At 51.5% G+C, this 24,089-nt stretch carries 21 protein-coding genes; 7 read left to right on the top strand and 14 right to left on the bottom strand.

The genetic code is table 11. The features are described 5' to 3' along the window. Positions 1 to 13: 13 nt before the first annotated feature. The 8 genes from FPG75_RS12470 to FPG75_RS12430 form a co-directional block, all read right to left on the bottom strand. On the bottom strand, positions 14 to 3,274 hold the full coding sequence (locus FPG75_RS12470; protein WP_143307187.1) for a TonB-dependent receptor: 3,261 nt from the start codon (positions 3,272 to 3,274) through the stop codon (positions 14 to 16). Between the two features lie 14 nt (positions 3,275 to 3,288). Continuing rightward, positions 3,289 to 4,260, bottom strand: a complete 972-nt coding sequence (locus FPG75_RS12465) for a fasciclin domain-containing protein (RefSeq protein ID WP_143307186.1) — start codon at positions 4,258 to 4,260, stop codon at positions 3,289 to 3,291. A 14-nt stretch (positions 4,261 to 4,274) separates the two neighbouring features. After that, positions 4,275 to 5,444, bottom strand: coding sequence for a fasciclin domain-containing protein (locus FPG75_RS12460; RefSeq protein WP_143307185.1), 1,170 nt, complete (start codon positions 5,442 to 5,444; stop codon positions 4,275 to 4,277). An 11-nt stretch (positions 5,445 to 5,455) separates the two neighbouring features. Then, positions 5,456 to 6,490, bottom strand: coding sequence for a fasciclin domain-containing protein (locus tag FPG75_RS12455; RefSeq protein ID WP_143307184.1), 1,035 nt, complete (start codon positions 6,488 to 6,490; stop codon positions 5,456 to 5,458). Between the two features lie 11 nt (positions 6,491 to 6,501). Beyond that, entirely contained in the window at positions 6,502 to 7,671 is a 1,170-nt protein-coding gene (locus FPG75_RS12450) for a hypothetical protein (protein WP_143307183.1), read from the bottom strand. Positions 7,672 to 7,679: 8 nt separating this feature from the next. Next, positions 7,680 to 9,416, bottom strand: coding sequence for a DUF4397 domain-containing protein (locus FPG75_RS12445; RefSeq protein WP_236654214.1), 1,737 nt, complete (start codon positions 9,414 to 9,416; stop codon positions 7,680 to 7,682). A 24-nt stretch (positions 9,417 to 9,440) separates the two neighbouring features. Then, a complete protein-coding gene (locus FPG75_RS12440; RefSeq protein WP_201747948.1) occupies positions 9,441 to 12,881 on the bottom strand; it encodes a TonB-dependent receptor in 3,441 nt (1,146 codons plus the stop codon). Between the two features lie 223 nt (positions 12,882 to 13,104). Beyond that, a complete protein-coding gene (locus tag FPG75_RS12430; RefSeq protein ID WP_143307181.1) occupies positions 13,105 to 14,073 on the bottom strand; it encodes a FecR family protein in 969 nt (322 codons plus the stop codon). A gap of 82 nt (positions 14,074 to 14,155) precedes the next feature. Between FPG75_RS12430 and FPG75_RS26320 the strand changes: the two genes are divergently transcribed. After that, the gene (locus FPG75_RS26320) at positions 14,156 to 14,287 is read left to right on the top strand and encodes a hypothetical protein (protein WP_262712055.1); all 132 of its coding nucleotides are present in this window, start codon (positions 14,156 to 14,158) and stop codon (positions 14,285 to 14,287) included. 7 nt (positions 14,288 to 14,294) lie between these two features. Here the strand turns inward: FPG75_RS26320 and FPG75_RS26155 are convergent, their stop codons facing one another. From FPG75_RS26155 to FPG75_RS12415, 3 genes are all read right to left on the bottom strand, one after another. Next, entirely contained in the window at positions 14,295 to 15,119 is an 825-nt protein-coding gene (locus tag FPG75_RS26155; RefSeq protein WP_143307180.1) for an ester cyclase, read from the bottom strand. Between the two features lie 71 nt (positions 15,120 to 15,190). Beyond that, positions 15,191 to 15,970, bottom strand: coding sequence for a helix-turn-helix domain-containing protein (locus FPG75_RS12420; RefSeq protein WP_143307179.1), 780 nt, complete (start codon positions 15,968 to 15,970; stop codon positions 15,191 to 15,193). 63 nt (positions 15,971 to 16,033) lie between these two features. After that, entirely contained in the window at positions 16,034 to 16,618 is a 585-nt protein-coding gene (locus FPG75_RS12415) for an RNA polymerase sigma factor (protein ID WP_143307178.1), read from the bottom strand. Positions 16,619 to 16,793: 175 nt separating this feature from the next. Between FPG75_RS12415 and FPG75_RS12410 the strand changes: the two genes are divergently transcribed. The 6 genes from FPG75_RS12410 (at position 16,794) to FPG75_RS12385 (ending at position 21,803) form a co-directional block, all read left to right on the top strand. Further along, positions 16,794 to 17,435 carry an START domain-containing protein gene (locus FPG75_RS12410; protein WP_161596777.1) on the top strand — a complete coding sequence of 214 codons (642 nt, stop codon included), beginning with the start codon at positions 16,794 to 16,796 and terminating at the stop codon, positions 17,433 to 17,435. Then, the gene (locus FPG75_RS12405) at positions 17,422 to 18,219 is read left to right on the top strand and encodes an SDR family NAD(P)-dependent oxidoreductase (protein WP_143307176.1); all 798 of its coding nucleotides are present in this window, start codon (positions 17,422 to 17,424) and stop codon (positions 18,217 to 18,219) included. Before FPG75_RS12410 ends, FPG75_RS12405 begins: the two co-directional genes overlap by 14 nt. 125 nt (positions 18,220 to 18,344) lie before the next feature. After that, positions 18,345 to 19,334, top strand: coding sequence for an NAD-dependent epimerase/dehydratase family protein (locus FPG75_RS12400; RefSeq protein ID WP_143307175.1), 990 nt, complete (start codon positions 18,345 to 18,347; stop codon positions 19,332 to 19,334). Continuing rightward, positions 19,331 to 20,413, top strand: a complete 1,083-nt coding sequence (locus FPG75_RS12395; protein WP_161596776.1) for a sensor histidine kinase — start codon at positions 19,331 to 19,333, stop codon at positions 20,411 to 20,413. Before FPG75_RS12400 ends, FPG75_RS12395 begins: the two co-directional genes overlap by 4 nt. Further along, on the top strand, positions 20,410 to 21,174 hold the full coding sequence (locus FPG75_RS12390) for a LytR/AlgR family response regulator transcription factor (protein ID WP_143307173.1): 765 nt from the start codon (positions 20,410 to 20,412) through the stop codon (positions 21,172 to 21,174). Before FPG75_RS12395 ends, FPG75_RS12390 begins: the two co-directional genes overlap by 4 nt. Before the next feature lie 20 nt (positions 21,175 to 21,194). Beyond that, positions 21,195 to 21,803, top strand: a complete 609-nt coding sequence (locus FPG75_RS12385) for a sterol desaturase family protein (RefSeq protein ID WP_143307172.1) — start codon at positions 21,195 to 21,197, stop codon at positions 21,801 to 21,803. On the opposite strand, the gene FPG75_RS12380 is transcribed toward FPG75_RS12385, so the two are convergent. Genes FPG75_RS12380 through FPG75_RS12370 form a run of 3 tightly spaced genes read right to left on the bottom strand, consistent with a single transcriptional unit; the run spans position 21,804 to position 23,945 of the window. Further along, positions 21,804 to 22,181, bottom strand: a complete 378-nt coding sequence (locus FPG75_RS12380; RefSeq protein ID WP_143307171.1) for a nuclear transport factor 2 family protein — start codon at positions 22,179 to 22,181, stop codon at positions 21,804 to 21,806. It abuts the gene before it with no gap. A 10-nt stretch (positions 22,182 to 22,191) separates the two neighbouring features. Then, the gene (locus tag FPG75_RS12375) at positions 22,192 to 23,715 is read right to left on the bottom strand and encodes an MFS transporter (RefSeq protein WP_143307170.1); all 1,524 of its coding nucleotides are present in this window, start codon (positions 23,713 to 23,715) and stop codon (positions 22,192 to 22,194) included. 8 nt (positions 23,716 to 23,723) lie between these two features. Then, on the bottom strand, positions 23,724 to 23,945 hold the full coding sequence (locus tag FPG75_RS12370) for a helix-turn-helix domain-containing protein (protein ID WP_143307169.1): 222 nt from the start codon (positions 23,943 to 23,945) through the stop codon (positions 23,724 to 23,726). Positions 23,946 to 24,089: the final 144 nt, after the last annotated feature.

The raw sequence follows: 24,089 nt of genomic DNA, 5'->3' as shown, positions 1-24,089 counted from the left end.
TTGATTTGATGGCTTAAAAAGAATACCGCATGCCCAACTGCAACTGGTAGCGGGAGCTGAAAAAGTCCGTCGCATAAGGCTTGCCGGGATTGGTGAACTGATACACCGGACCGTCTTTCTCACCCAGTTTCGTTGGATACAAGGGTGTTAAACCCACACTTGCAGTAGAGTTGAAAGTGTTGGGAGAGAAATAGGAGATGCCCCAGTTTTTGTTGAGCAGGTTGGTGAGGTTCATGATATCCGCGGTGAACGTGAGATAGCTGCTGCCCGGCTTAGCGGAGAAATGATACTCCTGCGCAAAGTGCAGATCGGCCTGGTTGTTCCAGGGCGTACGGCCCATATTGCGCTCGGTGAAATTACCACGGCGGCTGCGCAGATAAGCATTACCATCTACATAAGCATTGAAGGCAGCGGCTTGCGCAGCGGCAGTAACAACATTGCCGGAAGCGTCTTTATAATCCTGGAAATAATGTATCGCGTCAGCAGCCTGCGGGATATACACCAGGCTCACCTGCTGCGGCAATCCCTGGATGCTGTTGTTCACAATACCATAGGTGAATGGAGAACCGGATTGCGCGCTCACGAACAGCGACAAACTGCTTACCCATTTTGCATTCCAGGTCTTGCGATAATCCACATGCACCACAATGCGGTGACGGATATCGAAGTTGGAATAAGCTACATCGGGATTGTTGGGATGCAATGCCTGGTTCAGCTGCCAGTTACTTTCCATCGAGTTACGGATGCCGTTGGACACATCTTTTGATTCACCGAAAGTATAGGACACGCCTGCATTCAGGCCGTTTTCAAAGTTACGGTTCACACTGCCGCTAAGGCTGTAGCGATAACCTTTGTTGGTATTGCTCAGCTCATAGGCATTTGCGAATCGTGGATCTACGCTGCCGCTAAATACAGGCTGCTGCTGGTTTACATCGTACCCGTAATAACGCGGATCATCTTTGATGTTCACCTGGCGGAAGATCACATCTTTCAGGCTCTTGGTATAAATACCTTCTATCGTGAACTTGTAACCATTGCGCGTGGTGTAATCCAATGCCAGACTGGTACGCAGCACTTTCGGCATCACGAAATTATTATCTACCACATCTACCTGCGTCTTTCCTGAATTTTTATTATTGATCACCGCGCCATTCTGCGCGATAAAACCTGCAATGCCATTCTTGCCGGCACGCAATGGATCGGTGCCTTTCACAAAGGCTTGCTGGTCTGCTTTCTGATCGAAAGAACCGTAAGTATCGCCATTGTTGTAGTAAGCGTAAGCCAGCCATGCCAGCGGAATACGGCCGGTGAACATACCTACGCCACCACGCAGGATCAGGCTTTGATCGCCTTTCCAGTCGTAGCGGAAACCTAATCTCGGAGAGATCTGCACGCGGTTGAAATAACTGTTGCGGATCTGGTTCAACGGCGTATAGTAGTAGGTGTTACCCAGAAATCCGTCTTGTATGGCAGTGCGTGTTTTCTCGCTCAGGTTAGGCATCTGCGGCAACAGCGTATAGTCGGCACGTATACCCGGCGTCAGTTTCAGTTTGTCGGTAAGCTGGATCTCATCCTGTGCGTAGGCGCTCAACATATCGAGGTTGAAAGACTGCGGGTGCGACAGGATATATTCGCGGCTGTTATCTGTATAATTATAGTTTCCTCTTACGCGCCAGGGATTGTTGTTGATATAATCATCGATGGAGAGATAGTCTACACGGCCATTCCAGCTGTTCACGAAACCATAGTTGATATGATACAACTCATTATGCGTACCGAAGAGGAAAGTATGTTTGCCTTTGTACCAGGTGAGGTTGTCGGTGATTTCCCAGGTGCGTTGCTGCATCTTGAAAATGGCGGCCTCCCTGTCGGTGCCAAGGTAGATGGTGGTGCCGGGAGTACGGCCCATGATCTGTACTTGCGGCAATGCGGGGTCCGACTGAGGATCGCGTTTGTCGTTCACGACAGTATAGCCCAATACAAAACTGTTGGCCAGGCGTGCGTTGAAGCGTGTTTTTAATTCCGCTACGGTAGATGTCTGGTTATTGGTTTGTTTGTAAGCCATGCTGGTGAAGCGGAAATCGGCCTGGTCGCGGTCCATGATCATCGCGTTGGAGAGGATGGTGTTGTTACGGAGCGAGAGCTGATTTTTATCGTTGATGTTCCAGTCGAGGCGGTTGAAAAATTTCCGCGACTGGCTGCTGCTGTTGTAAGCGCCGCCGGTACCGGGATCGAAGGCATTGCCATAGCGTTGCATGGTGGCATTGCGGATATCCTGTTCATCTTTTACGCTGAGTATCTGTGCGGTTTCTGGCTGTCCGGTCATCAGCTGTGCGGGATCGCGGCGGCCGGTGATTTCTTCATTGGTGAAGAAGAACAGTTTGTCTTTGATAATCGGAAAACCAAGCCTGATACCGGTTTGATAGTCATAGAAATCGTTGTTCATCTTCCCTGATGATCCAACCTTGTCTTTCCCGGTGATGGCAGCGTTGCGGCCAAAGCCGTATACCGATCCGGTGAAAGTGTTGGTACCACTGCGTGTAACGGCGTTGATGCTACCGCCGGTGAAGTTACCGATCTTCACATCGAAGGGGGCGAGATATACCTGCATATCTTCGATCGCATCCAGCGACACAGGATTGGTGCGGGTGCTGGAGCCGGGCATACCGGAAGTACCGGTGATCCCGCCCAGTGAAGGGCTGAAGCCGATCGCATCGTTGTTGATAGCGCCATCCAGCGTTACGTTGTTGTAACGGAAGTTGGTACCGCCGAAGGAGTTATCTTTTGATGCCTGCGGCACCAGGCGCGTGATATCCTGTATGCTCCTGTTAACGGTAGGCATGCTGCGCAGCTGTGCGCCACTGATGTTCTGTCCTGCGCCATAAGTATTGGCCTTGGCGGTTTTAGCGCCTTTCACCACTACTTCGGAGAGTTGTTGTTTGCTATCTTCCAGTACGATATTCAATTGCAAAGGTTCGCCGAGGCGGATGGTGATACCGTCGCGTTGTTGTTTGCCCATACCCATCATGGAGGCCTGTACGGTGTACGGACCGCCGATGCGCAGGCCGGAGAGGTGATAGCGCCCGTCCGTGCCTGCTACGGTGCCGTAGCGTGTACCCGTGGGCGTATGAATGGCCTGCACCGTTACGCCGGGTATGGGCTGGCCTTTGCCATCCATCACGCGGCCATCGAGGCGGCCACTCGTTTCTTGTGCCTGCACGCGGATGCAACACATCGCACATAACAGGCACCATAAGATATATAGCTTCTTCATGATCGCTTTTTTTATCAGAAATTTTCTGTCAATACTTTATCGATGATATGCAGCACACCGTTGTTGGTGAGCACGTTGGGTTTCAACAGTTGTGCAGCCTGGTTGTTGCCAGTGCCCTGGATGGTAATGGTGTAGCCATTTCCCGCAGGTACCAGGTTCACGGTGGTGCTGCTGTTATTGAGCATGGATTGCTGTGCGGTATTGCTGGCGTCAGTGCTCAGTACATAATCATACACGAAGCGACGGCTGTTGAGCATATGATATTGCAGCATGGCGCGCAGCACGGCGGGATCGGTATGAACAATACTATCGGTAGTGGGATATCCTGCGGCAACAAACGCGCTGTTGGCGGGCGCAAACACCGTGAAGGGCCCGGCGCTGTTGAGCTGGTCTTTCATGCCGGCCCTTTGCAGGGCGGCGTTGAAATAGGTGAGCGTAGGCTCCGCGGCCACGGCATCACTGAGCTTGTCCTGCACCAGCGGTTGCAGCACGGCATTGATCACCTGTATCAAACCATTGCTGGCAGGCAGGTTCCTGGCAGTAACAGGCGTACCGTTGATGGTGATGATGGTATCAGGACCTTTTATCCAGTGTGTTACAAACAGCTGCGATCCTGCCAGGGTGGTGATCTGCTGGTTGAAACGGAAGGGCAATTGATCCAGCTGCCACAGGCCTTGCAGGGTATGGTACTTCACCATATTGTTGAGCACAGCCGATTGTTCCCGGGCCACATCATTCTCTGTGTTATAGCCGGAGGCCTGAAACGCGTTATTATCGGGTATCAGCAAGGTATACGGCCCTTTCCCTGTGAGCTGCTGCCCGAAGTTGGTGGTGACCAGCGCGGTATTGAAAAAGGAGAAGTTGAACCGGTTGTCTTGTATCACATACAACAGGTTGTTCTGGTCCGGTGCAGCCGTTTTGTTATCATCTTTTTTGCAGGCGAAACAGCACAACAGCATCACGGCAAGGCATATATTTTTTTTCATTTTGTTAAATGATTTTATCGTCCAAATAATCCGTCGTTGATCACGTGTATCACGCCGTTGCGGAACAGCAGGTCGGTGCTAAGCAGCGGCAGTGCCGGTGTGCTGGCGCCCAACTGTTTTGCGGTAATGCTGCCGCCGGCCATGCCAAACATCAGGCGGATATTTTGCGGGCCGTTGTGAGACGGTGAGCCAGCTTTGATGAGATAGTTGGCGAGCGCAGGATTATCGGTGAGATCATTGGAAAAAAGCTGCATGGGATAATCAGGTGTAGCAGCGCCGTTATAATCCAGGCGATTGACCGACAATAGCGAGTCCAGTGATGTAAGCGGCCACTGGTAATATTGATTATCGTCGTAGTACGGATAGCCCACCGGGTAAAGGTTAGCGCGCTGGCGGAGATCGTCCAGTGTTTTGAAGCCCGCCTGCTGAAAGGCATGATTGGTGGGCGCAAACAGCGTAAGCTGGTGAAACCGCTGGGTGGATGACAACAGCTGTTGTGTGAAGAGCGGTTGTCCCCAATTGCTTTGATACACGCTATCGTTGAGCCGGAAGGCTTCCATGAGGAAAGTGAAATCCGGGTTGTTGCTGAGGTAGTCGATCATATCCTGCTGTGGTTTCTGCAGCACTTCATCGATCACATAGATGGTACCATTGGTAGCCTCTAAAGTATTGAGCGGGTGCGGCTTTCCGTTGATCATCAGTTTGCCGTTATGTACGCCGAGGTATTGCAGGTAGGTGTAAAAAGACCAGGAGTTGTAATCGCCGAAGTCGGTAGCCCGCAGCAGCGAGTGCAGCGACATGTTACCCGCAATGGATCTGATCCTGTCGCCCGGCAGCCAGCTATCGATGATATGGTAGCGGAGCAGGGTATCGAGGGTCGTTGCATCCAGGCTGCTGATGTTGCCGGCTGTGATACCAAAGGCTTTGAAAGCCTCGTCAGTAGGCACCAGCAGCGTATAGCCCTGCAAGGTTTGCGCTTGTATAACAGAGTCCATGTTCACTATTTTCCACATGGCCTTATAGATGCTGAAGTTGGTACTGTCCAGCAGTTGCCGGATCGTTTTCTGCGGCCCTTTATATTCCAGCGGCTTGCCAACAGGTGCTACCTGCGCATCTTTCTGCCGGCATGCTGCCATGAGCAGCATTACTAACAGCGACGCATATATGAAATATTGTTTCTTCATTTCCACAGATTTTATTTGATTAAAAGAGAATCGGGGTATAGCATGATATTATCGAGATGGAAGATGACGCTGTTGTTGGTCATATCGTCTTTCCTGACATACCCGATGCCACTGGGGCTGTGATAGGCATAACGGCCGCCCGGCGCCCAGATGCTGATGCCGTAGCTGGCTTGCATATAGTATCCGCCGGTGAGATAGATGTTAATGTCCGTCACCTGCATCATGCCCGGATCACTTTGAAAGAGGTGATAGGGTTTCAGTTCCAGTGTGTAAATATTAAATGCAAGCGCTTTGTAGCGGCTCACATCCAGTCGTGCGATGCTGTCGGCGGTAAGGCCATACTGACGGAAGGCGTCATTCACCGGCGCATAAATAGTGTACGGGCCGGTTTGTTTCAGGGCGTCCCACTGTCCTGTTTTCTTCATCAGTGCAGTGAAGATAGACAGGGTAGAATCCGCTGCCAGGAAGTCTTGCGCCGTTTCCGGGAAATATTTCGGCACAGCCTGCAAGAGGTGTAACACGCCATTCTGCAAAGCGATGTTACGCCTGGGCGCATCATACACAGGGCAACCGTTCACCGTGGCGCGGAAAGCATCTGCATTGTTGCTGCCGATGTTATTGATGGAGATGAGCAAGGGGCCTCCGGCAAGGCCGGTGTATTTGTTGTCCATCTGCGTGGGTATATCGGACACGTATATACGCTGCGGCATGATTAAGTTTTTCAGTGCATAGCGCAGGCTGTCGGTGTTCATGGTATTGAAGTCGGACGGCCTTTTCACGCCGATGGCATTGAAAGCGTTGTTATCGGGCGCCCATATCGTGTGCAGCTCGGTGCTGTTGAGGCTATCGAGCATACCGATCTTTTGCAGGCCGGCAGCCAGCAGGCTCAGGTCGTAGTTGTTACGGATAAAATCGCCCATATTACGGAGCCCGGCGCTGTGCTCATTAGACACTTGCAGGTCTGTTTTGTTGCAGCCTGCCGCCAATGCTAACAGCACCAGCAGCAATGGCAAGCAACAAGTATGAAGTCTGTGTATAAGTTTCATCTTGACATTTTTTATTGATAAACCGGCGGATCATAGCGGCGTTGCAACGTAGTCACGTACATGTTGCCATTCACAAATTCCACGGTGTTGACAGTAGCAAAGGAGCGCGGGTTGTAGATGCCGGAGTGTACAGAGATCACCATACCGGTACGCACGTCTCCTACGAAGTTGTACACCGCTACCGGCGCATTGGGGCCGATTGAAAGCGAGGTGTAGATGCCGCCTGACTCATTATTGGCGCCGTACTGATAATCCGGCGGAGTGCCTGGCACCAGGAAGTTGAACATCTGCCCGGCATTACCGGCAAAAATGTGACTGGCCGTTGTATCGGGGAACAGCGGAAAGCTGCTGTAGGGGCTCACTTTCGTATCCTGCGACCTCATCAGGGTGGTCATGTACACGTTGGAAAAGCCTTTGATCGGATTCGACTGCGCCCCATACAGCGTGTAGAACACGTTCATCGTGTCCTTTATGTTGTGGTTAAATGGTCCGTTGCTATTGTAGAAATATGTTTGCGAATAGCCTTCCGAGCTGAGGTTGTAGAAGTTCACATACACCATCGAATCGGAGAAAGGTATCTTGGTGAACTGCTCATTGCGCAGGTAGATGCCGGGAACACGGGTGTAGACGGACTTTTCCAGCACATTCATCGTATATATCTCTCCTGAGGTAAGGTCCACGGTGGTATCGATCATCACCCGTTTGCGCAGGTCGGCATTGAGCGAATAGAAAGGGTCATTGCTTTGCGGCCTGGCTACGAACATAAAGCGATGTTTGCCGCCAGATACCATGCCATAGCCGGAGAGGTCAAATCCATTCACAATAGGGCCTACTGGTATTTTAGCCGTTCCCGGAAATTCTTTCTGCCAGAGCGTAGTGTTGCCGGCATCAGGATAAGGCCTGGCGAGCGGGCCGCGGGTATCGAGGAAATCGAAGGTGATGGCGGCATCCACGGGTACGCCGGCCGCGTCCAGCTTCGGATCTATCAGCATGGCCAGGAAAGGTGGCGGCGCATCCTTGCTGGCGATGGTAGCGTTATAAGTTAAACAGTTGAATACCCGCAGATAGGCAGGATTACTAACATCCGGAAAATCCGTTTTACGGCAGCTGGCCATCAGCAGGCAGCCTGCCAGTATCAGCATCCCCACTGCGTGTATGCGTTTCAGATATATCAATTTCATGGCGCTCATTATTGGTTATGCTTTACGATGATCATTTTTGCAGGTACGTCTGTTGCTTGCTTCGGATGTAAGGTACCGGTAAGCGCAACGGTGTAGATACCTGTTTCAAACAGCGGCAATTGGCCACCAGCGTACAAATCAGGCCGCGCGATAAAATCGCTGCCTTTCAATGCTGGTATAGTGGTGATCCAGTCGCCCGGCAACACGCCCGGTTTGGAAGCATATACATTCAGGCGGTTGATGCCTATGAGCGGGCTGAACTGCACATAAGGCTGATCGGTCACCACCTGGCCCTGACTGAGATGCTGGCTGCCGGTAGCGATAAATGTGAGGTAGCCGGTGAGCAGCTGACCATTGGCTTCGGTGAAAGTGATCTCCGGCACATCAGTGCTGAGGTTGAGGAAGCGCACCCAGTAAGGCATGGTTACTTTATACTGGCTGTTAGCGCCGTCGTCGCCCTTGTTGCTGCCAGCGGTGGGCAGATAGAAACTGCCGCTCAGGTTATTGTTCACCAGTTTCATCACAGGCTTGCCATTAGCATCGTTGAAGAGCCAGGCGCTATAGTTATCGCTGCCATTGATGTTGAGCGTAGCTTCCGCGATCTTGTTGCCGCTGGCATCTTTCGCGGTGATCACATGCGGGCCGCTCACCAGCGTTTTATAAGCCGATGCATTCGTATAGCCGATCACGTTCTCCTGCAAGGGCAGGCCATCGGCTGTTACGGAGATGTTAGCGCCGGCGATCGCATTTACGGCCTGTACGCGGCCATAGGTGATGTTCAACGACTCTTTCACATCCGCAATCACCCGGAAGCTGTTGAGCGTAAGGTCGGTAGCGCTGGTATTACCGGGCGTGAGATACTTGAAAGCGGTATTGGAGCTGACCAGCACCGTATATACGCCGCCGGGTTGAAAGGTTTGTGAGGCTGCATAAGAGAGCCAGATATCCTTCGGCTGGTTGTCTCCTGTTACCATCGTGCCGGTGAGCGGGTTCACATTACCCAGCATCTCGCCGGAATTAAGCGGCACGCCAGGCACGATCCTGCCATCATCTGTCTTTATCTTGAACTGATAAGTGCCATAAGGCAGTTCTATGTAATCAGAATAATTGCCCGGTGCAACGTGGCTGGTAGTATTGCTCACGAGCGTGCCATCGGCGAAAGACAGGCTCATATTGCCTTGCAGCGAGGCCCTGTCGCCCGGGTTGCTGAGGTTCAGCACACGTATCCTGAAATGTTCGGGATTGGCGGGAGGAGAGATGGAACGCGGCACACGGAACGTACTGTCGTTCACCAGGATATCGGAACCGGGATGAGGCCCGTACAATACGTTGTAATAATCTGCTGGTTCATTCACATTCTCCTTGATGTCGATGTTCTTGGGCGCTACCAGTCCCGGCGTACCGTACATCATATAACCAATGGTGATACGCGCCGTACCATCGCCACGGATAAAGCGTTGCGGGATGGCGAAGGTAGTGCCTATTCTTCCGGTAGGAAAATAGATCGTAGGCTTTGTCTGATCACTGAGGTAGTTTCCTTCAATATTCGGCGGCGTAAGGCTGGTCAAAGGCGTATCGTTGATCAGGAGTTCTGTTGCTTTGCGGCCCACATTAATCAAACGCACGGTGGAAGCGGAAAGCGGCGGCAAAGGCTGCTCCTGGTACACGAAGTCGGACTTGCTTTTGGTGCAGGCCCACAACCCGGTGAACAGCAGCATTGCCAGAAAATATTTTACAGCTTGCATCATGATTTATTTTCGGTCTTCCTGTTAAAAAATATTATAGCTGAGGCCGAGCATCAACTCGCTGCCTCTGTGGTAACTGCGACGGATATACGTATTGCCATAATATTTTCCGCCGGTGCCGGGGTTGGCATATACTTCGCGCCAGGCCGGGTCCAGTATGTTTTTGGCATATCCTTTTAATTGAAGTCTCCTGGTGAGATATTGACTGAACACAAAGTCCAGCACAGGCGCCGGCCTGCTGTAGAGGTCAGGTTCACCGGTGAGGTTCACCTGTATCAGGCGCTCGCCCACTTCATTGAAAGTAAGGGTGAGATCCGTGCGTGAACGCGGGTTGCTGTAGTTGAGATATACGTTGATAGCATAAGGCGCCTGCTCAAACAACGGGCTGTTGGAAGGAGAACGCCTGTCTACAATGCGGGAATCGTTTAGCCGTTCAGGTGTCTTTTTAATTTCACTCTGCGCCAGCAGGAGGTTGGCCCCCAGGAAAAAATGATCCAGCGGATGCCACCATCTGCCCAGGTTCTTCACCACTTCCAGTTCTACTCCGTATACATGGCCTTTGTTAGGATCGTTCTCGAAATGGATCGCTGGGAACTCGGGAAAACGTGCGCTCAAACCGGTAGAGTTTTGTGTATACACTTTGGTGAGCTGGTTATCTATCTGTTTATAAAAAGCAGATGCCGCCAGCACCTCGCCCGGTGCAGTGAACCATTCCCAACGGAAATCGTAGTTGGTGGTAGACTGATTTTTCAATTTCGGATTACCCACCACCAGCGCAAACTGGAAGGGATCAAATTCAAACACGTTGGTGATCTCGCGCAGCTCCGGCCTTGCCAGCGTAGTGCTGTAGCCCAGGCGGAAGTTCATATCCTGCTTAAGGGTATAGGTCAGGTTCAGGGAATAATAGGGCTTGTAGTCTGTTTTATAAACGGAGTTAGGTTCTGTTAATATCAGCTTCACTGTTTGTCCGTCTTTGTTAGGCGCGGTGAGTGAAGGATCGAGGAATACGCCGGCAGTATCTACGGCAGCCTGTATGTTGGTGAGCTCGAAACGCGCGCCACCTGTGAGGCGCAGGTTCTCACGCAACTTCAGGTCGAGCATACCATAGAATGCGCGCGTTTCATAAAAGCCTTTGTAATTGTTAGGCGATTTCTGTGCGTTGTACAAAAATCCGCCAACAGCGGGCTGTCCTTCGCCGGTGGCGCCGGTTGGTTGGCGTATGCCGATCTGGTCATAACCTACGAGATGATCGAGGTTACCATGTACGGTATACAATGCCTGGTTGCCGGTGGAAGAGAAGTTAGAGCCGGGCAGCGACAATACATTCTCATTAAAAGTACGATCACGGTGCAGGTAGTTCACACCGCCTTTAAATTCCTGGCGCTGGCCCAGCAGGCGGAAAGGCAGGGTGAGATCTGCTTTGTAGTTGTAGTTGGTTTCGCTGAGCGTACGATAGCGGCGTCCGTTGGGATCGGCCTGTATGATGCCATAGGGGCCGTAACCATTCACATATCCTGACACCAGTGAATAATACACCGGCGTGCCCGATACGCCGCCATCACCGCCGGGCAGGCTGCCATTTGTTGGCACAGCGCCGCCGCCATTCGGGCGATACACGGCCAGGTTCACAAAGCGATAATCCGGATCTTCCTGGCTGGAGTTAGAGGTGGCGATGTTGTAGCTCAGTCGTGGCGAATACTGGCCGCCCGTGAGCTTGTGCTCACCTTGCAGGTTGAAAGTATTCAGTGTACGGTAGCTTCTCTTCAACGAATACACGATGTTGGATACGGGGCCTGTGAGGCCGGTGTATTCATAGGCGCCATACAGGTTGCTGGCCTGTACCTCCGCCCCCCTGCTGCCCATATACTGCACACTGATTTCATTACGCGCATTGAAGCGGTAGGTAAGCCCGCCGAGAAAACCATAGTTGAGTGTGGATGTTCCCGTATTCTCTTTATAAGAAATATATTTTCCGAGATTGATATTGTTAGGTGTGATATAGTTCGGAATGATGCGCGTGCTGTTCACCTGGCTGTTACCGGTGAGCACACCCTGGTAGATGCTCCACTGCGTGAGATCGCCGCCGTGAATATCAGTAGCGCGCTGATAGTAGTTCACGCCCGCGATCAGGCCCAGCTTGTGTTTGTGGAACACGTTGAAGCTGTTGCCATAGGTCACGGAATAGATCTGGTTCATTTTTGCCGGGGCATAGTGGGTGGTAAGCACGGGATCAAAGCGGTGCATGATACCGTTGATGCGGTCTACTTCTTTGCGGATAGACGGATCATTGCCGCTGTTGGCGATCATGTTCTGCACCTGCGCAAATCCGCCGGGGTATTGCGTTCCGAGGGCGGTGAAATCATCGGGCAGGCCGGCTTGTTTTACTTTCTGTCCGAGGAAACCGGGATTGCTGTTATAGAAGCTGTTCACTTTTCCGCCGAGGCCGATGTTGGTATTGAAGCCGGCTTGTACGGTGATGTTGAGAATAGCGGAATCGGGTACTGATCTTGTTTTCAGCTCGATGATACCGGCGGCGGCATCAGCGGGTTTATCGGGCGTATAAGTTTTGTAGATGGTGATATTGTCCAGCAGGCCTGCGGGCACGAGGTCCAGCGGGATGGCGCTGCGGTCGGGATCGGAAGATGCGAGGCGTACGCCGTTGAGCTGCCCGATCACGCTGCGGTCGCCGAGGCCGCGGATGGCTACGTATTTATCATCGGTGATGGTTACGCCGGATACGCGTTGCAATGCCTGTGTGGTGGTGATGCTGGCCGTTTTTTCGATATTGGCGGCGGAGATGGCGTCCTGCACGATGGCCGACGATTTACGTTCGAGCAGTACGGCGGCTTCGGTGTTGGTACGCCTGCGTGCCTGTACCTGTACTTCGTTGAGCAGTGTGCGGGAGGGCTTCAATGCGATCTGCACGGAAGTGGCGCCGGCGGCCACTTTCAGCTCCTGCGGCTGGTAGCCGATGTAGGTGATCACGAGGGTGGCGCCTTCTTCCGGTATGTTGATGCTGAAATGCCCGTTGCCATCGGTGATGGCGCCGGTGTTCTGGCCTTTGATGCGTACGCCTACGCCGGGTAATGGCGTGCCGGTGTTTTTGTCGATCACCGTTCCTTTTACAGGCGGCGGCAGCGTAGTAGCGGCCACGATGGTAATGCGGTTATCATCATATACCTGCGGCACCATGGCGGCAGGCTGGAGCAACCTGGTGAGGATGTCCATCAATGGGGCATCGTCGGCATGGATGCTCACATTACGTACCTTGTCTACCTTTTCATCATTGAAATAGATCCTTATGCCTGAACGGTTGGAAAGCTCGTCCAGGGCGGCCCGCAGCGGCTGATGGTGGATATCTACCGACATCCGTATCCGTTTTACCGACTGTCCCTTACCTGCCACGCTGGCCATCAGGTTAGTAGCCGTTAGAGCAAACGCCATTACGTAAAAGGAGATGCGCATAACCCATTTTAAATAAGCACAGGGTTTCCCCAGGAAAAAATTCATACTTTTACCTTGTTAATTAGTTAATCCTTCGGGTTAGTTAATGACAGCGGTGCAGTGATGCGGTTTCTCAGGCCTGGTATCAGCTGCATCGCACAGGAACCGGGTACGCGTGCGTGATCCGGTTTTTTTGTTGGCTGATGGTTACGTAAATCTTTCAGTCATAAATATTTTTTTTCGGTCAGGAAATACGGATGATGCCATTTGCATTTTTGGAGAAATGCAGGCCATATACTTTGCTTAATATTTTCAGGATATCGTTGAGCGACTGGCTATGATCGAAGGTGCCGCTCACCTCCATGCGCCGGAGGGCAGTGCGGGTGATCTCAAACGTAACGTTGTAGCGGTTTTGCAGGGATACGATCACTTCCTGCAAGGGATCTTTTTCGAAGGTGAGTTTGCCGCTGCGCCATGACAGTAATGCATCGGCATGTACGTTTCTCACTTCCTGCGGGCCATCGTGTTGCATGCGTACTTCCTGTCCGGCAGTGAGCAGCACGGCGCGGGCGCTGTCGCCCGGCTTGTATACCGCCACTTTTCCGGAGGCTACGGTTACTTTATAAACATCCGGCGCGGGATAGGAACGTATGCTGAAGGTGGTACCCAGCACTTGTGTATGATAGCCTTCACTCTCGATGATGAAGGGATGTTGCGGATCCTGGTGGATATCGAAGCAGGCCTCTCCCTGTAGGTATACTGTTCTGTTGCCGGTGAACGTTTCCGGGTAGCGCAGGTGGCTGCCGGCATTGAGCCATACGATGGAGCTATCGGTGAGTATTACTTTAGAGAGCTGGCCGGCGCGGGTATAGAGATCGAGGTATTTGACAGGCGCTTTGCGTGCAGGCATTTTAGCGCGATAGAGCAATCCGCCCGCTGTGACAATGGCGGCGGATATCACGGAGGCGGCCAGGCGCCAGCGTAAGGTGCGGGAAGCGCGCATCGGGATCACACGGGCGCCTTCCTTTTCGTGTATACGTTCCCGTATGGCGCCGTATATTTTTTCGCCCAGCAGCGCACGGGGCGTATCATCAGTAGCCGTTGGCGGTGTGTGCAGCTGCGCGAACCAAATGTCGAGCTCCTGTTGTTCCGCAGGCGTAGCGTGGCCTGCGAGGTACCGGCCGATCAGCCGGTGTATTCTCTCGTCCTGCATGTAAAATAGTTGAGGATGTTTTCCGAAACTATATTTACCGCGAACATTTGTTTACACCTACGCCGTCCAACGTTAAATTAATATGAACAACTTGTTTCACGCAAAGGCGCAAAGCAGCAAAGCAGCAAAGGTGGGCTTCGCCCGCAGGTATAAAGAATATTTTTTACGCGCGGAGCGCGCCTTTGCTGCTTTGCTGCTTTGCGCCTCTGCATGAAAATCCACTACCGGCTTTGCACACTGGTATAGATACCACGGTCCATCACAATATGCAGCCGTTTAAGCATGGCGGGCATATCGAACCCTTCCCGCTGATAGGTCGCCTGCACCGCTTCCCTGGCCTTGTTGATACTTTCCTGGTTTTGCCACTGCGCTACCGTTACACAAACCAGGTCGCCATTTTCAGCGGTATGTTCATAAACCGCATCTTCAATAAACCCGGGCAACTTGCTGATAAGGTCCCGGTTGATCTTCATCCTTTCGTAAAACTCCTGTTTGGCAGCGGGAGGAACCGTGAATTTATCGATCAATGAAATCCGCTCCGGGCGGGCTTTTTCCAGCTGTTGTAAAAACCCGTAACGATCTGTCAGTGTATGAGAAGAGATGATCCTGGCTTCACGCAGCTGGAAGATGGCCATCCCTTCGCTGCTGATCAGCTGGCCGCTGGCCGGAATGTTGTTGAAGGGCCCCTGCTGTGTTCCTTTCCAGCTCCACCTGGCCGCTACCTGGTCGCCTTCACCCAGGAGCGCTTCGATCTTCCACTGGGCATCGGGGAAAGCCTGGATCAGCGCTGTAATGGGCGCTGCAAAACCAGCCACGCCTTTCGATCCTTGCGGACCGGAAAATTCCTCGGATATGAGGTCATTCAATAATTCCATCTTCTTTTTGTTCAGCGATTCTTCAAACAGCCTTCTCACTGTTTCTTTGTTTTTTTGAATAGTAGACATAGTAAGCTCCTTGTTTTTGTTGTTGTAATGAATAGTCTGTGCATTGGATACCCCTGTAAGCAGCAGCAGGGCCAGGCCCAGACGGGTGCGTATCGATCCCATTGTTTGATTTTTTGACAAAATTATCCCGGCCCCGGACGGGGAAATTGTAAAAAATCATTGATCTTGTCGCCTTACATGAGCAGTGGAGACTTAAAGAAATCTTTGGGCGTTTGTCCAGTAAATCCCCGGAAGTCTTTTATGAAATGAGATTGGTCGAAATAACCGGCCTCATAAGAAGCATCAGTGAGAGAAGTATAGGAAGCGTAGTTGTTAATAAGGTTTTTCAGGCGGACGATGGAAGCATATTGTTTGGGAGTAGCGCCAACCAGCGCCCTGAATCTTTTCTCGAAGGCGTCCTGGCTGATATGCAGCGCGGGCGCCAGCTCTTTGATCCTGACGATGCCATGCTGCTGTTTGATCAGCTGTATAGCATGATCGATGCGTGGATCAGGGCCTGTTTTTCCATCGAATAATTTTTTCAGCAGGAAGGTTTCGATGATCGCAATCCTGCGCTGGTTGTCAGGCGCCGCTACCAGTCTTTCCAGTATCTCCTCCTGTTCACTGGAAAGGAATATATTATCTGTCGAAACATGAAGACCGAACAGTTCATGCGCGGGCGTCCGGGAAAATGCGGCCATTCCGCCTTCTTTGAACATCACGAGCAGGTTGGCGCTTGCCTTTTCATAGAAAAGGGTGCGTACAGATTTCCTGATACCGGTGATGGAGCTGGCAGGAATGATGGCTTTCTCCGTTCCTTCCTTCTTTGCAACATGGCCCATAAAACGGAAAGCCATCACGATCGAAGTATCTGGCGTGATGCTGCTGTCTGTAGCCAGCTCACTTTCGATGATCATGATTTCCCTGATAAAAGGCCTTAGTGGAAGTGAAGGAAGAAATTTTTCGATTTTCATTTTATTTGCTGCGGGAAATTTACCGGAGCTTCCTCAAGGTACTAAAAATTGCTGCCTGATACATCAGTGCTTCAGGGTGATGACCAATATAATGGTGATATAATCTTTGAGGTTACCACGGATGATCTTCAAAGCCTTTACCAGGTGGTTGTTCACGGTTTTAGGCGAGATATTGAGCGTATCGGCGATCTGCTGCACATTGAAGCCGTTTACACGGCTGAGCATATATACTTCGCGGCATTTTTCAGGCAGGCGGCTGATGCTCTGGTTCACCACCGCGTTTAATTCGTTGTAGGAAAGCTGGTCGGCCGTATTGTTGGTGATCTCCTGCAGGGGAGCCTGTTGCAGGAATTTGTGGTGGTTCATCTTCTTCCGGTAAGCATTCAATACCCTGTTCTTCATCACACCGTAGAGATAGGCGCCCAGCGGGCGCTCCGGGTCCAGCTCCGAGCGGTTAAGCCACAGGGCCACAAATACTTCCTGGGTGATCTCTTCTGCCAGCTCTTTCAGGCCCAGTTTATAAAAAGCAAGATCATACTGTTTCTCCCAGTAGTAGTCGTAAATTTCCCGGAATGCTTTCTCATCTCCCTGTTGTAATCTTTCTACCAGAAAAGACTCGCCAGGCAGTTCTCCCTTATCGATACCCATATGATCAATTTCGTTTCAAAAGTAAACAGCCTGCGGCTGGCTCGTATATAAAATAATTGTTAAGAACTCCATGCCGTTTAATGACAGGTCAGGCCATTATTTCTACAGTTCAGGGAAAAATCGGCGGCAGCGCTGCCACATCACCGCATTTTTGCAAGAAAATATTGCAAGACGTATGGAACGCTTACGGACAAGTATGATCAGCTGTATATGGCTCCTGCTGCCGCTGCTGGCGGAAAGTGCAGGCGTCGATACTTTCCGGCTGGTAAAAAAAGATGCAGTGATCGCGCTCTATGAACGATGGATCAGCACCGGCAGTGGTGATAAAGTGCGGGAGATCAAAGCCGTTTTCCAGGTGAAGACAAATGTAGCCGCAGTGATCGGCCTCTTCAAAGATCAGCAGAAAGGACGGGAATGGAATATCAATGCCTGCGAATACCGCATCATCCCATCCAACGATACCAGCAGCTGGCTCACGTATATACGCTATAACATCCCCTGGCCGATGGACGACCAGGATGCCTGCCTGCACTATCATTACCAAAGCAGCGGCACGCAATCGGAGGTGGCCTTTGAAAGCGCCACCAACAGCCGCTTTCCGGTGCAGCACAATACCACGCGCATTACCGGCACCCGTGGTAAATGGATCATGGAAGAACAAGGTGCAGGCACCTTGCAGGTTACTTATCTTGTTACGACCGACCGTAACAAAAAGGTACCGCGATGGATCGCTGATCCCGTCATACATGATCATCTCTTTAAAACCATGACCCGTTTTAAATCATTATTGGAAAATCATTACTATGGATCACACTAAATATACGCTCATCACCGGCGCCAGCACCGGCCTGGGAAAAGAGCTGGCGCTTTGTTGCGCAGCCGCAGGCATGCACCTGATCCTTACGGCGTTGCCGGGCGGCAATATGGCTTCACTGGCAGCGGAGATCATGCGCAACTATCCCGTGGAAGTGGTGGCATATGAGTTCGACCTCACCGACCCTATCGCCCTGAAAACCCATACAGACGAGATTATGAGCCGTTATGCCATCAACTTCCTCATCAACAATGCCGGCATGGGCGGCACCTCTTCCATCACGGAAACTTCCCTCGAAAGGATCGACCGTATCATCCTGCTCAATGTGCGCAGCACGGTGATGCTCACCCGCCTGCTCATCCCGCAGCTCTTGCAGCATGAAAAGAGTTATATCATGAATATCTCCAGCATGGCGGCTTTCACGCCCATCGCCTATAAAACGGTATACCCTGCATCAAAGGCATTCATCTCTTCTTTTTCTTTAGGACTGAGAGAAGAATTTTCCGGCACCGGCCTCTCCGTGAGCGTGGTGTGCCCCGGCCCGATGATGACCAATTCCCGCACGAGCCGCCGCATCATCAGCCAGGGACTGAAAGGCAAGATGGGATTGCTGCCCGCCGCCACCATCGCGCAGATAGCGCTGCGAGGCACGCTGGCGCAGCGTTCCCTCATCATCCCCGGTATGATGAACCAGGTGAACCACCTGCTGATGCGGTTGCTGCCACCGCTCATGAAGCTGCGCATTGTGTCAAGAGAAGTGAAGAAAGAAATGCAATATGAAGGATAGGCATATTGCGGTTCCCGCGCTTGAAGCGCTTTGAGCGCTTCAAGCGCTAACGCGAAGATAAACACGAATAAAGCCCTTGAAGCGCTCAAAGCGCTTCAAGGGCAGGCGAAGATAAAAGCGAATCAATGAACAAAGTCCTCATCACCGGCGCCAGCGGCTTCCTCGGTTCCAACCTCACACGGGAGCTGTACCGCCTCGGATACGAAGTAAAAGTGATCGTGCGGCCTGCCGCCGATCTCAAAGGTATTGCAGACATTCCCTGTGAAATATTTTTCGGTAACATCGACCGGCAACAAGATGTGATGCAGGCCGTTGAAGGATGCGATATTGTGATACATGCGGCCTGCATCACCGACCAGTGGGCCATTCCATTCGAGGAATATGAGCGGATCAACTTCACGGCTACACGATATATGGCAGATGCCTGCATCGCGCACGGCGTGACCCGTTTCATTTATGTGAGCACCGCCAATACCATAGGGCCGGGCAACAAACAGTTACCAGGCACAGAGCTGAATGGCTTCACCCTCTTTCATGCCAACTCCGGTTATATCAACAGCAAATATCTCGCACAGCAATATGTGCTGGAACAGGCGGCGGCACGCGGGCTTCCGGCCATCGTGGTAAATCCTACCTTCATGATAGGCCCGCATGATGTGAAGCCCAGCTCCGGCAAATTGTTGCTGTACGGCGTGAAGAAAAAGATACTCTTCTGCCCTCCCGGCGGAAAAAATTTTGTTCATATTTTTGACGTATGCCAGGGTATCATCAGCGCCATCGAAAAAGGCCGTATCGGCGACTGCTACCTGCTGGCGGGGCATAACCTCAGCTACCGCGAATTTTTCCGGATGGTACAGCAGTCGGCGCATACTTCCGGTATCCTGATCACCATCCCTGCGGCGCTGCTCAAACTGGCCGGGATGGCGGGTTCGCTGCTGGAACGACTGACCCGTATCTCTGTAAAGCTGAACAATACCTCCGCTTTCCTGTTATGCCTTGACAACTACTATTCAGGAAAGAAATCAGAAAGGGAATTAATGATCAGGTACACGGGCATGGAAGAAGCAATATCCACGGCCCTCACATGGTTCAAGGAAAACGAGTATTATCAATGAAGCCTGCACAAGCACCCGAGAAAATATTTTCCAGCAAGCTGCTGCTGTATCTGTCCAGGATACTGGTCCTGTATGCGTTCAGCGTCATCTTCAAAACATTCGATCACACTTTTGTGAAACAGCTCGGCATACTGAATATCCGCGGGCAGGTGTTCAGCGTCTGCTACGTGTTGTACGGGCTGATCATATGGGAAGGCGCCTCCTGGCTGGCCCGCTTCATTGAAAAGAAAATGGTGCACAAGAATGCTTCGCAGCGCCTCATCATGCTGAGTGGCGGCCTGCTGCTATTCGGGCTGGCGGCCGCTTACGGCTTCGGATTTTTCTATGGCCTGGCAGATATTGTATTCTTCAAGCGTTACGAAGCCTGGGAAAGTTTCCGCCGGATGAGCTACGACCTCAATTTCGGCATCTTCATGTTCTACCTGATGTTGCTGGCTTTCAACGGGATCATGTTCTACTACAGCGCCTGGAAAGAATACCAGGTGCAAACAGAACGCCTGATGCGCGAAAATATACAAGCCAAATACGATGCGCTGCGCAACCAGATAGATCCGCATTTCTTTTTCAACTCACTGAGCGTGCTCACCAACCTGGTGTACAAAAGCCCGGACCTCTCGGCCGATTACATCACACAGCTGGCGAAAACATACCGCTATATTCTCGATAAAAAATTCGAGAACCTCGTAACGATACAAACAGAACTGGATTTCCTCGACGCTTACCTGTTCCTTATCCAGATCAGGCACCAGCAAAGCATCCGCTTTGTAGCGGCTATTGACGACAAAATAAAAATGCGCGGCATGATACCGCCCGCCACCCTGCAATTGCTTATTGAAAATGCGATCAAGCATAACCGCTTTTCCGTGAATGACCCACTGGTGATTGAAGTGAAGAGTGAAGACGGATACCTGGTGGTGAGCAATCATATCCGGGAGAAACTGCACCCCGAGATCTCTTCAGGCATCGGCCTCGAAAATATCCGGAAACGCTATCTCCTGCTGGACGGACAAAGCATCATCATCTCCCGCGATAACAATATGTTCATTGTAAAAATTCCTGTCATTACACAACAAATATGAAGGTAGCCATATTCGAAGACGAAATACACAATGCCGAAAGGCTTATGCAACTGCTGAAACAGTGTGCACCAGACATCGAGATCGTAGCAGTGATCGGCTCTGTAGCCGAAGGCATGAAATGGATGGAACAGAAAAACCAGGTAGACCTGATGCTGATGGATATACAGCTGTCGGACGGCAACTGCTTTGAGCTGTTCAGTCAAACCGAAGTGAAAACGCCCATCATCTTCACCACCGCCTACGATGGTTTTGCGCTGCAAGCCTTTAAAGTGAACAGTATCGATTATCTCATGAAGCCCATCGATAGCAAAGACCTGCAAAAGGCCTTGCAGAAATATGAGCAGTTCAAACCGGCGGTGAACTACACGGTGGATATCAGCCGCATTGCAGAAGAGTTCCTGAAGCGCGACAGCACCCGCTTCATCGGGCGGGTTAACAATCAGCTCATCTATGTAAAAGCAAAAGATATCGCTTATATCCATTTCGTGAAAGGCGTGACCTGGGCCACCACAGCGGCTAAACAACGCATGCCGCTGGACTATTCACTGGATCAGATCGAGAAGCTGCTGGACAGAAATCAATTCTTCCGCATCAACCGCCAGTTTATCGTTCACATCGATGCCATCAAAAAAATACTGACCTATTACAATAGCCGCTTAATACTACAACTGGAACCTGATGTTGATACTGATGTTATTATTAGCCGCGAGAGAGTGGCTGAATTCAAGAACTGGCTCGAAGGAAAAGGCGCCAGTTTATAAACGCGAAAAACGCTGAAACCATGCAACACGCCAAACCGAAGAACAAAGGCCAGGCACGGCTGTTTGAAAGCCGCTACCTGGAAATGCTGACAAAAACCCATCCGCTCGTGATATGGGGCATGTACCTCCCGTTGATCACATATATGCTGTATTACAGCGCTACTACTTTAGGCTACCGCGTCAGCACAGTGGCGATGGTATTTACCGGCGCGCTGTTCAGCTGGTCGCTGTTTGAATATATCATGCACCGTTTTGTATTTCATATGATCAGCGAAAACCGCCGCGTGCAAAAAGTGATATACACTTTGCATGGCAACCATCATGAATACCCGCGCGACAAACAGCGGCTATTCATGCCGCCTGTGCCCAGCCTGATACTGGCCAGCATCATATTCGGCGGCATGTACCTCGTAATGCGGCAAGCGGCCTTCTCTTTCTTTCCCGGATTTTTACTGGGCTATCTCATCTATGGCAGTATACATTATGCTATCCATGCGTGGAATCCGCCATTTGCGTTTATGAAACCGCTGTGGCGTAACCATCACCTGCATCACTACAAAAGTGAAGAGAAAGGTTTCGGTGTCAGCTCTTCATTATGGGATCGTATATTCGGTACTTTCTTCGATTGATCAGCTGATATCTGTGAGGGCGATAATTTTATCTTTCGCAAAAGTGAAGATGGACTTTCCGCTGAGTTGCAGTGTCTGTCCCTTTTTCAGGCCATTGGGCAAGTCGATGGCCAGCACAGCGTGATAGTCTACCTCGATGGTGGTTTGATCATCGATGTGATCGAAAGAGCGGATCGTTTGTTTTCTTTCAGAGAAGAATTGCCTGGATTGTTCGGCCTGGTTACGAAATTGCAGGAGGCCGTCGAGCACCAGCCTGGACTGGCCTTTGGAGATATTTTCAAAGCGGATATTTTCATCCAGGTGGGTCATCATGCGGGGTACATCGAAATTATTGTAAGCAGCAACGTAGTGGTGTATGATCGCTTCCCGGTTTTTCATAAGACGTACTTTAACGCGAAGGTCTGAAAAAAATCAATGCCATCAAAGCGCCGAGGAAGGCGAGGCCAGCGGAGAGGGCGAGTATCTTGCGATAGGCATTGATGAAACCGTTGTGATAAGCCTTTACCACAGGCGCTTTGTTATCGATACCCGGCGGCACCGCGGCATTGCCCAGGTCGACAGCCTGTTGCATCACGGCCTCCTGCTGTGGCGGCGTAAGCGGCAGCGATTGCACTTCCTTCTGTAAGGCCGCCGTAAACAGCAGTACAGCCAGCGCGCCGAAAACCGCATTCGCAAACACGCCTGCGATCCTGCTGATAGCGTTGTTCACACCGGAAGCCACGCCCGACAAATGATTGCTAACGGCCCCCATCACGGCCGCTGTCAGTGGCGCTACTGTGAAAGACATCCCCAAACCCAATACCAGCACGCCCGGGAAGAAGGTGGTCCAATATTCCGAGGGGCCTTTCGTTTGCTTCACCATCGACAACAACAGCATCCCGATGCCAGCCATCAGCGGGCCTCCCACCAGGAAAGGCCTGGCGCCGTATTTGTCTGCCAGCGTACCCGCGTATCTCGCAATCAATATCATCAATATGGTAAATGGCAAAAATGTAAGGCCGGACTGTAACTGGCTATAGCCCTGCACCTGCACCATATTGAGCGAGAGGAACAGCATGCCCGCTCCCAATCCTGCATACAGGAAAAGTGTAAGCAAATTAGTACCCGTGAATACCGGGTTAGCGAACAAGTGTAGCGGCATCATCGGATGCGGGCTTTTCTTTTCCACCGCTACGAAAACCGCCAGCAGCAGGATACCGCCAGCAATGGCGCCCCATACCTGCGGATGTGAAAAGCCCAGCGCCGGCATGCGCAGGAATCCGAACGTCAGTGCGGCCAATCCCGATGCGGTGAGAAGGGCTCCGGTGAAATCCAGTCCGGGCGGGCTGTCCGTATCTTTTCTTTCCGTCACATGTTTCCAAAGGAAAAAAACGGCTGCTAATCCTATCGGTGCATTGATGAAAAAGATATAACGCCAATGGCCGGCATCCGCCAGGGCGCCGCCCAGCACCGGCCCGCCCATCGTTACCAGCACTGTTACCGCCGACCAGGTGCCGATGGCCTTGCCACGCTCACTGTCATGTATAGACGAAGATATCAGCGACAAGCTGCCCGGTATCATCAGCGCGCCGCCAATGCCTTGCAGCACGCGGCACACGATCAACAGGCCCGCCGTAGCGGCGAAACCACAGGCAATAGAGCCGCCAATAAAAATGAGGATACCCGTTATAAATACTTTCTTGCGGCCCAGCTTATCACCCAAAGCGCCGCCAACCAATATCAGCGAAGCCAGCATGAGCAGGTAGGCATTCAGTATCCAGAAGAGGTCGGCGCCGGAAGCATGAAGGCTGCGTTGCAGCGAAGGCAACACTACATTGAGCGCGGTGCTGTCAATAAAGGCCATGGAAGAGGCGAGGATCGTGGATACCATGATCCAGCGGCCTTCGGTACTGCGGAGTGCGACGGTAGACATGGGGCAAATCAGAATTTCACCAGCTCGCTCATTGATACATCTAATCCTTTGGCCAGCTTGGCTAATGTGGTAAATGCAAGATTGATCTTTCCTCCTTCTATCCGGGAAATATCTCCGTTATTAATACCGCTGCGCACTTCCAGGTCCAGTAGGGTCAACCCTTTCCGCTCCCTTAACTTTTTGAGATGCGCACCGAAATCCTTCAATATTTCCTTTGTTATTTCACTCATTGAAATAAAAGTGGAAATATTTTCTATTTTATTCACTGGGTGATCGCCCAGTGAAAGAAAATAATCATTAATTTAGCGTCGTAATCAAAATTCAGTATTATGATTAGATCACTTACAGAAGCAAATGAATTGTTGCTCATTCAT

This window comes from Chitinophaga vietnamensis (genome assembly GCF_902167635.1).
Lineage (GTDB): Bacteria > Bacteroidota > Bacteroidia > Chitinophagales > Chitinophagaceae > Chitinophaga > Chitinophaga vietnamensis.
This window is presented reverse-complemented; position numbering and strand designations above follow the sequence as displayed.

Excerpts from the sequence above, each read along its gene's own strand:
- FPG75_RS26155 (WP_143307180.1), bottom strand. The coding sequence starts at position 15,119 with ATGGGATCGATACGCACCCGTCTGGGCCTGGCCCTGCTGCTGCTTACA.
- FPG75_RS12370 (WP_143307169.1), bottom strand. The coding sequence starts at position 23,945 with ATGAGTGAAATAACAAAGGAAATATTGAAGGATTTCGGTGCGCATCTC.
- FPG75_RS12440 (WP_201747948.1), bottom strand. The coding sequence starts at position 12,881 with ATGCGCATCTCCTTTTACGTAATGGCGTTTGCTCTAACGGCTACTAAC.
- FPG75_RS12455 (WP_143307184.1), bottom strand. The coding sequence starts at position 6,490 with ATGAAACTTATACACAGACTTCATACTTGTTGCTTGCCATTGCTGCTG.
- FPG75_RS12410 (WP_161596777.1), top strand. The coding sequence starts at position 16,794 with ATGGAACGCTTACGGACAAGTATGATCAGCTGTATATGGCTCCTGCTG.
- FPG75_RS12460 (WP_143307185.1), bottom strand. The coding sequence starts at position 5,444 with ATGAAGAAACAATATTTCATATATGCGTCGCTGTTAGTAATGCTGCTC.
- FPG75_RS12470 (WP_143307187.1), bottom strand. The coding sequence starts at position 3,274 with ATGAAGAAGCTATATATCTTATGGTGCCTGTTATGTGCGATGTGTTGC.
- FPG75_RS12400 (WP_143307175.1), top strand. The coding sequence starts at position 18,345 with ATGAACAAAGTCCTCATCACCGGCGCCAGCGGCTTCCTCGGTTCCAAC.
- FPG75_RS12390 (WP_143307173.1), top strand. The coding sequence starts at position 20,410 with ATGAAGGTAGCCATATTCGAAGACGAAATACACAATGCCGAAAGGCTT.
- FPG75_RS12445 (WP_236654214.1), bottom strand. The coding sequence starts at position 9,416 with ATGCAAGCTGTAAAATATTTTCTGGCAATGCTGCTGTTCACCGGGTTG.
- FPG75_RS12395 (WP_161596776.1), top strand. The coding sequence starts at position 19,331 with ATGAAGCCTGCACAAGCACCCGAGAAAATATTTTCCAGCAAGCTGCTG.
- FPG75_RS26320 (WP_262712055.1), top strand. The coding sequence starts at position 14,156 with ATGAACAACTTGTTTCACGCAAAGGCGCAAAGCAGCAAAGCAGCAAAG.
- FPG75_RS12385 (WP_143307172.1), top strand. The coding sequence starts at position 21,195 with ATGCAACACGCCAAACCGAAGAACAAAGGCCAGGCACGGCTGTTTGAA.
- FPG75_RS12405 (WP_143307176.1), top strand. The coding sequence starts at position 17,422 with ATGGATCACACTAAATATACGCTCATCACCGGCGCCAGCACCGGCCTG.
- FPG75_RS12450 (WP_143307183.1), bottom strand. The coding sequence starts at position 7,671 with ATGAAATTGATATATCTGAAACGCATACACGCAGTGGGGATGCTGATA.
- FPG75_RS12375 (WP_143307170.1), bottom strand. The coding sequence starts at position 23,715 with ATGTCTACCGTCGCACTCCGCAGTACCGAAGGCCGCTGGATCATGGTA.
- FPG75_RS12465 (WP_143307186.1), bottom strand. The coding sequence starts at position 4,260 with ATGAAAAAAAATATATGCCTTGCCGTGATGCTGTTGTGCTGTTTCGCC.
- FPG75_RS12415 (WP_143307178.1), bottom strand. The coding sequence starts at position 16,618 with ATGGGTATCGATAAGGGAGAACTGCCTGGCGAGTCTTTTCTGGTAGAA.
- FPG75_RS12430 (WP_143307181.1), bottom strand. The coding sequence starts at position 14,073 with ATGCAGGACGAGAGAATACACCGGCTGATCGGCCGGTACCTCGCAGGC.
- FPG75_RS12420 (WP_143307179.1), bottom strand. The coding sequence starts at position 15,970 with ATGAAAATCGAAAAATTTCTTCCTTCACTTCCACTAAGGCCTTTTATC.
- FPG75_RS12380 (WP_143307171.1), bottom strand. The coding sequence starts at position 22,181 with ATGAAAAACCGGGAAGCGATCATACACCACTACGTTGCTGCTTACAAT.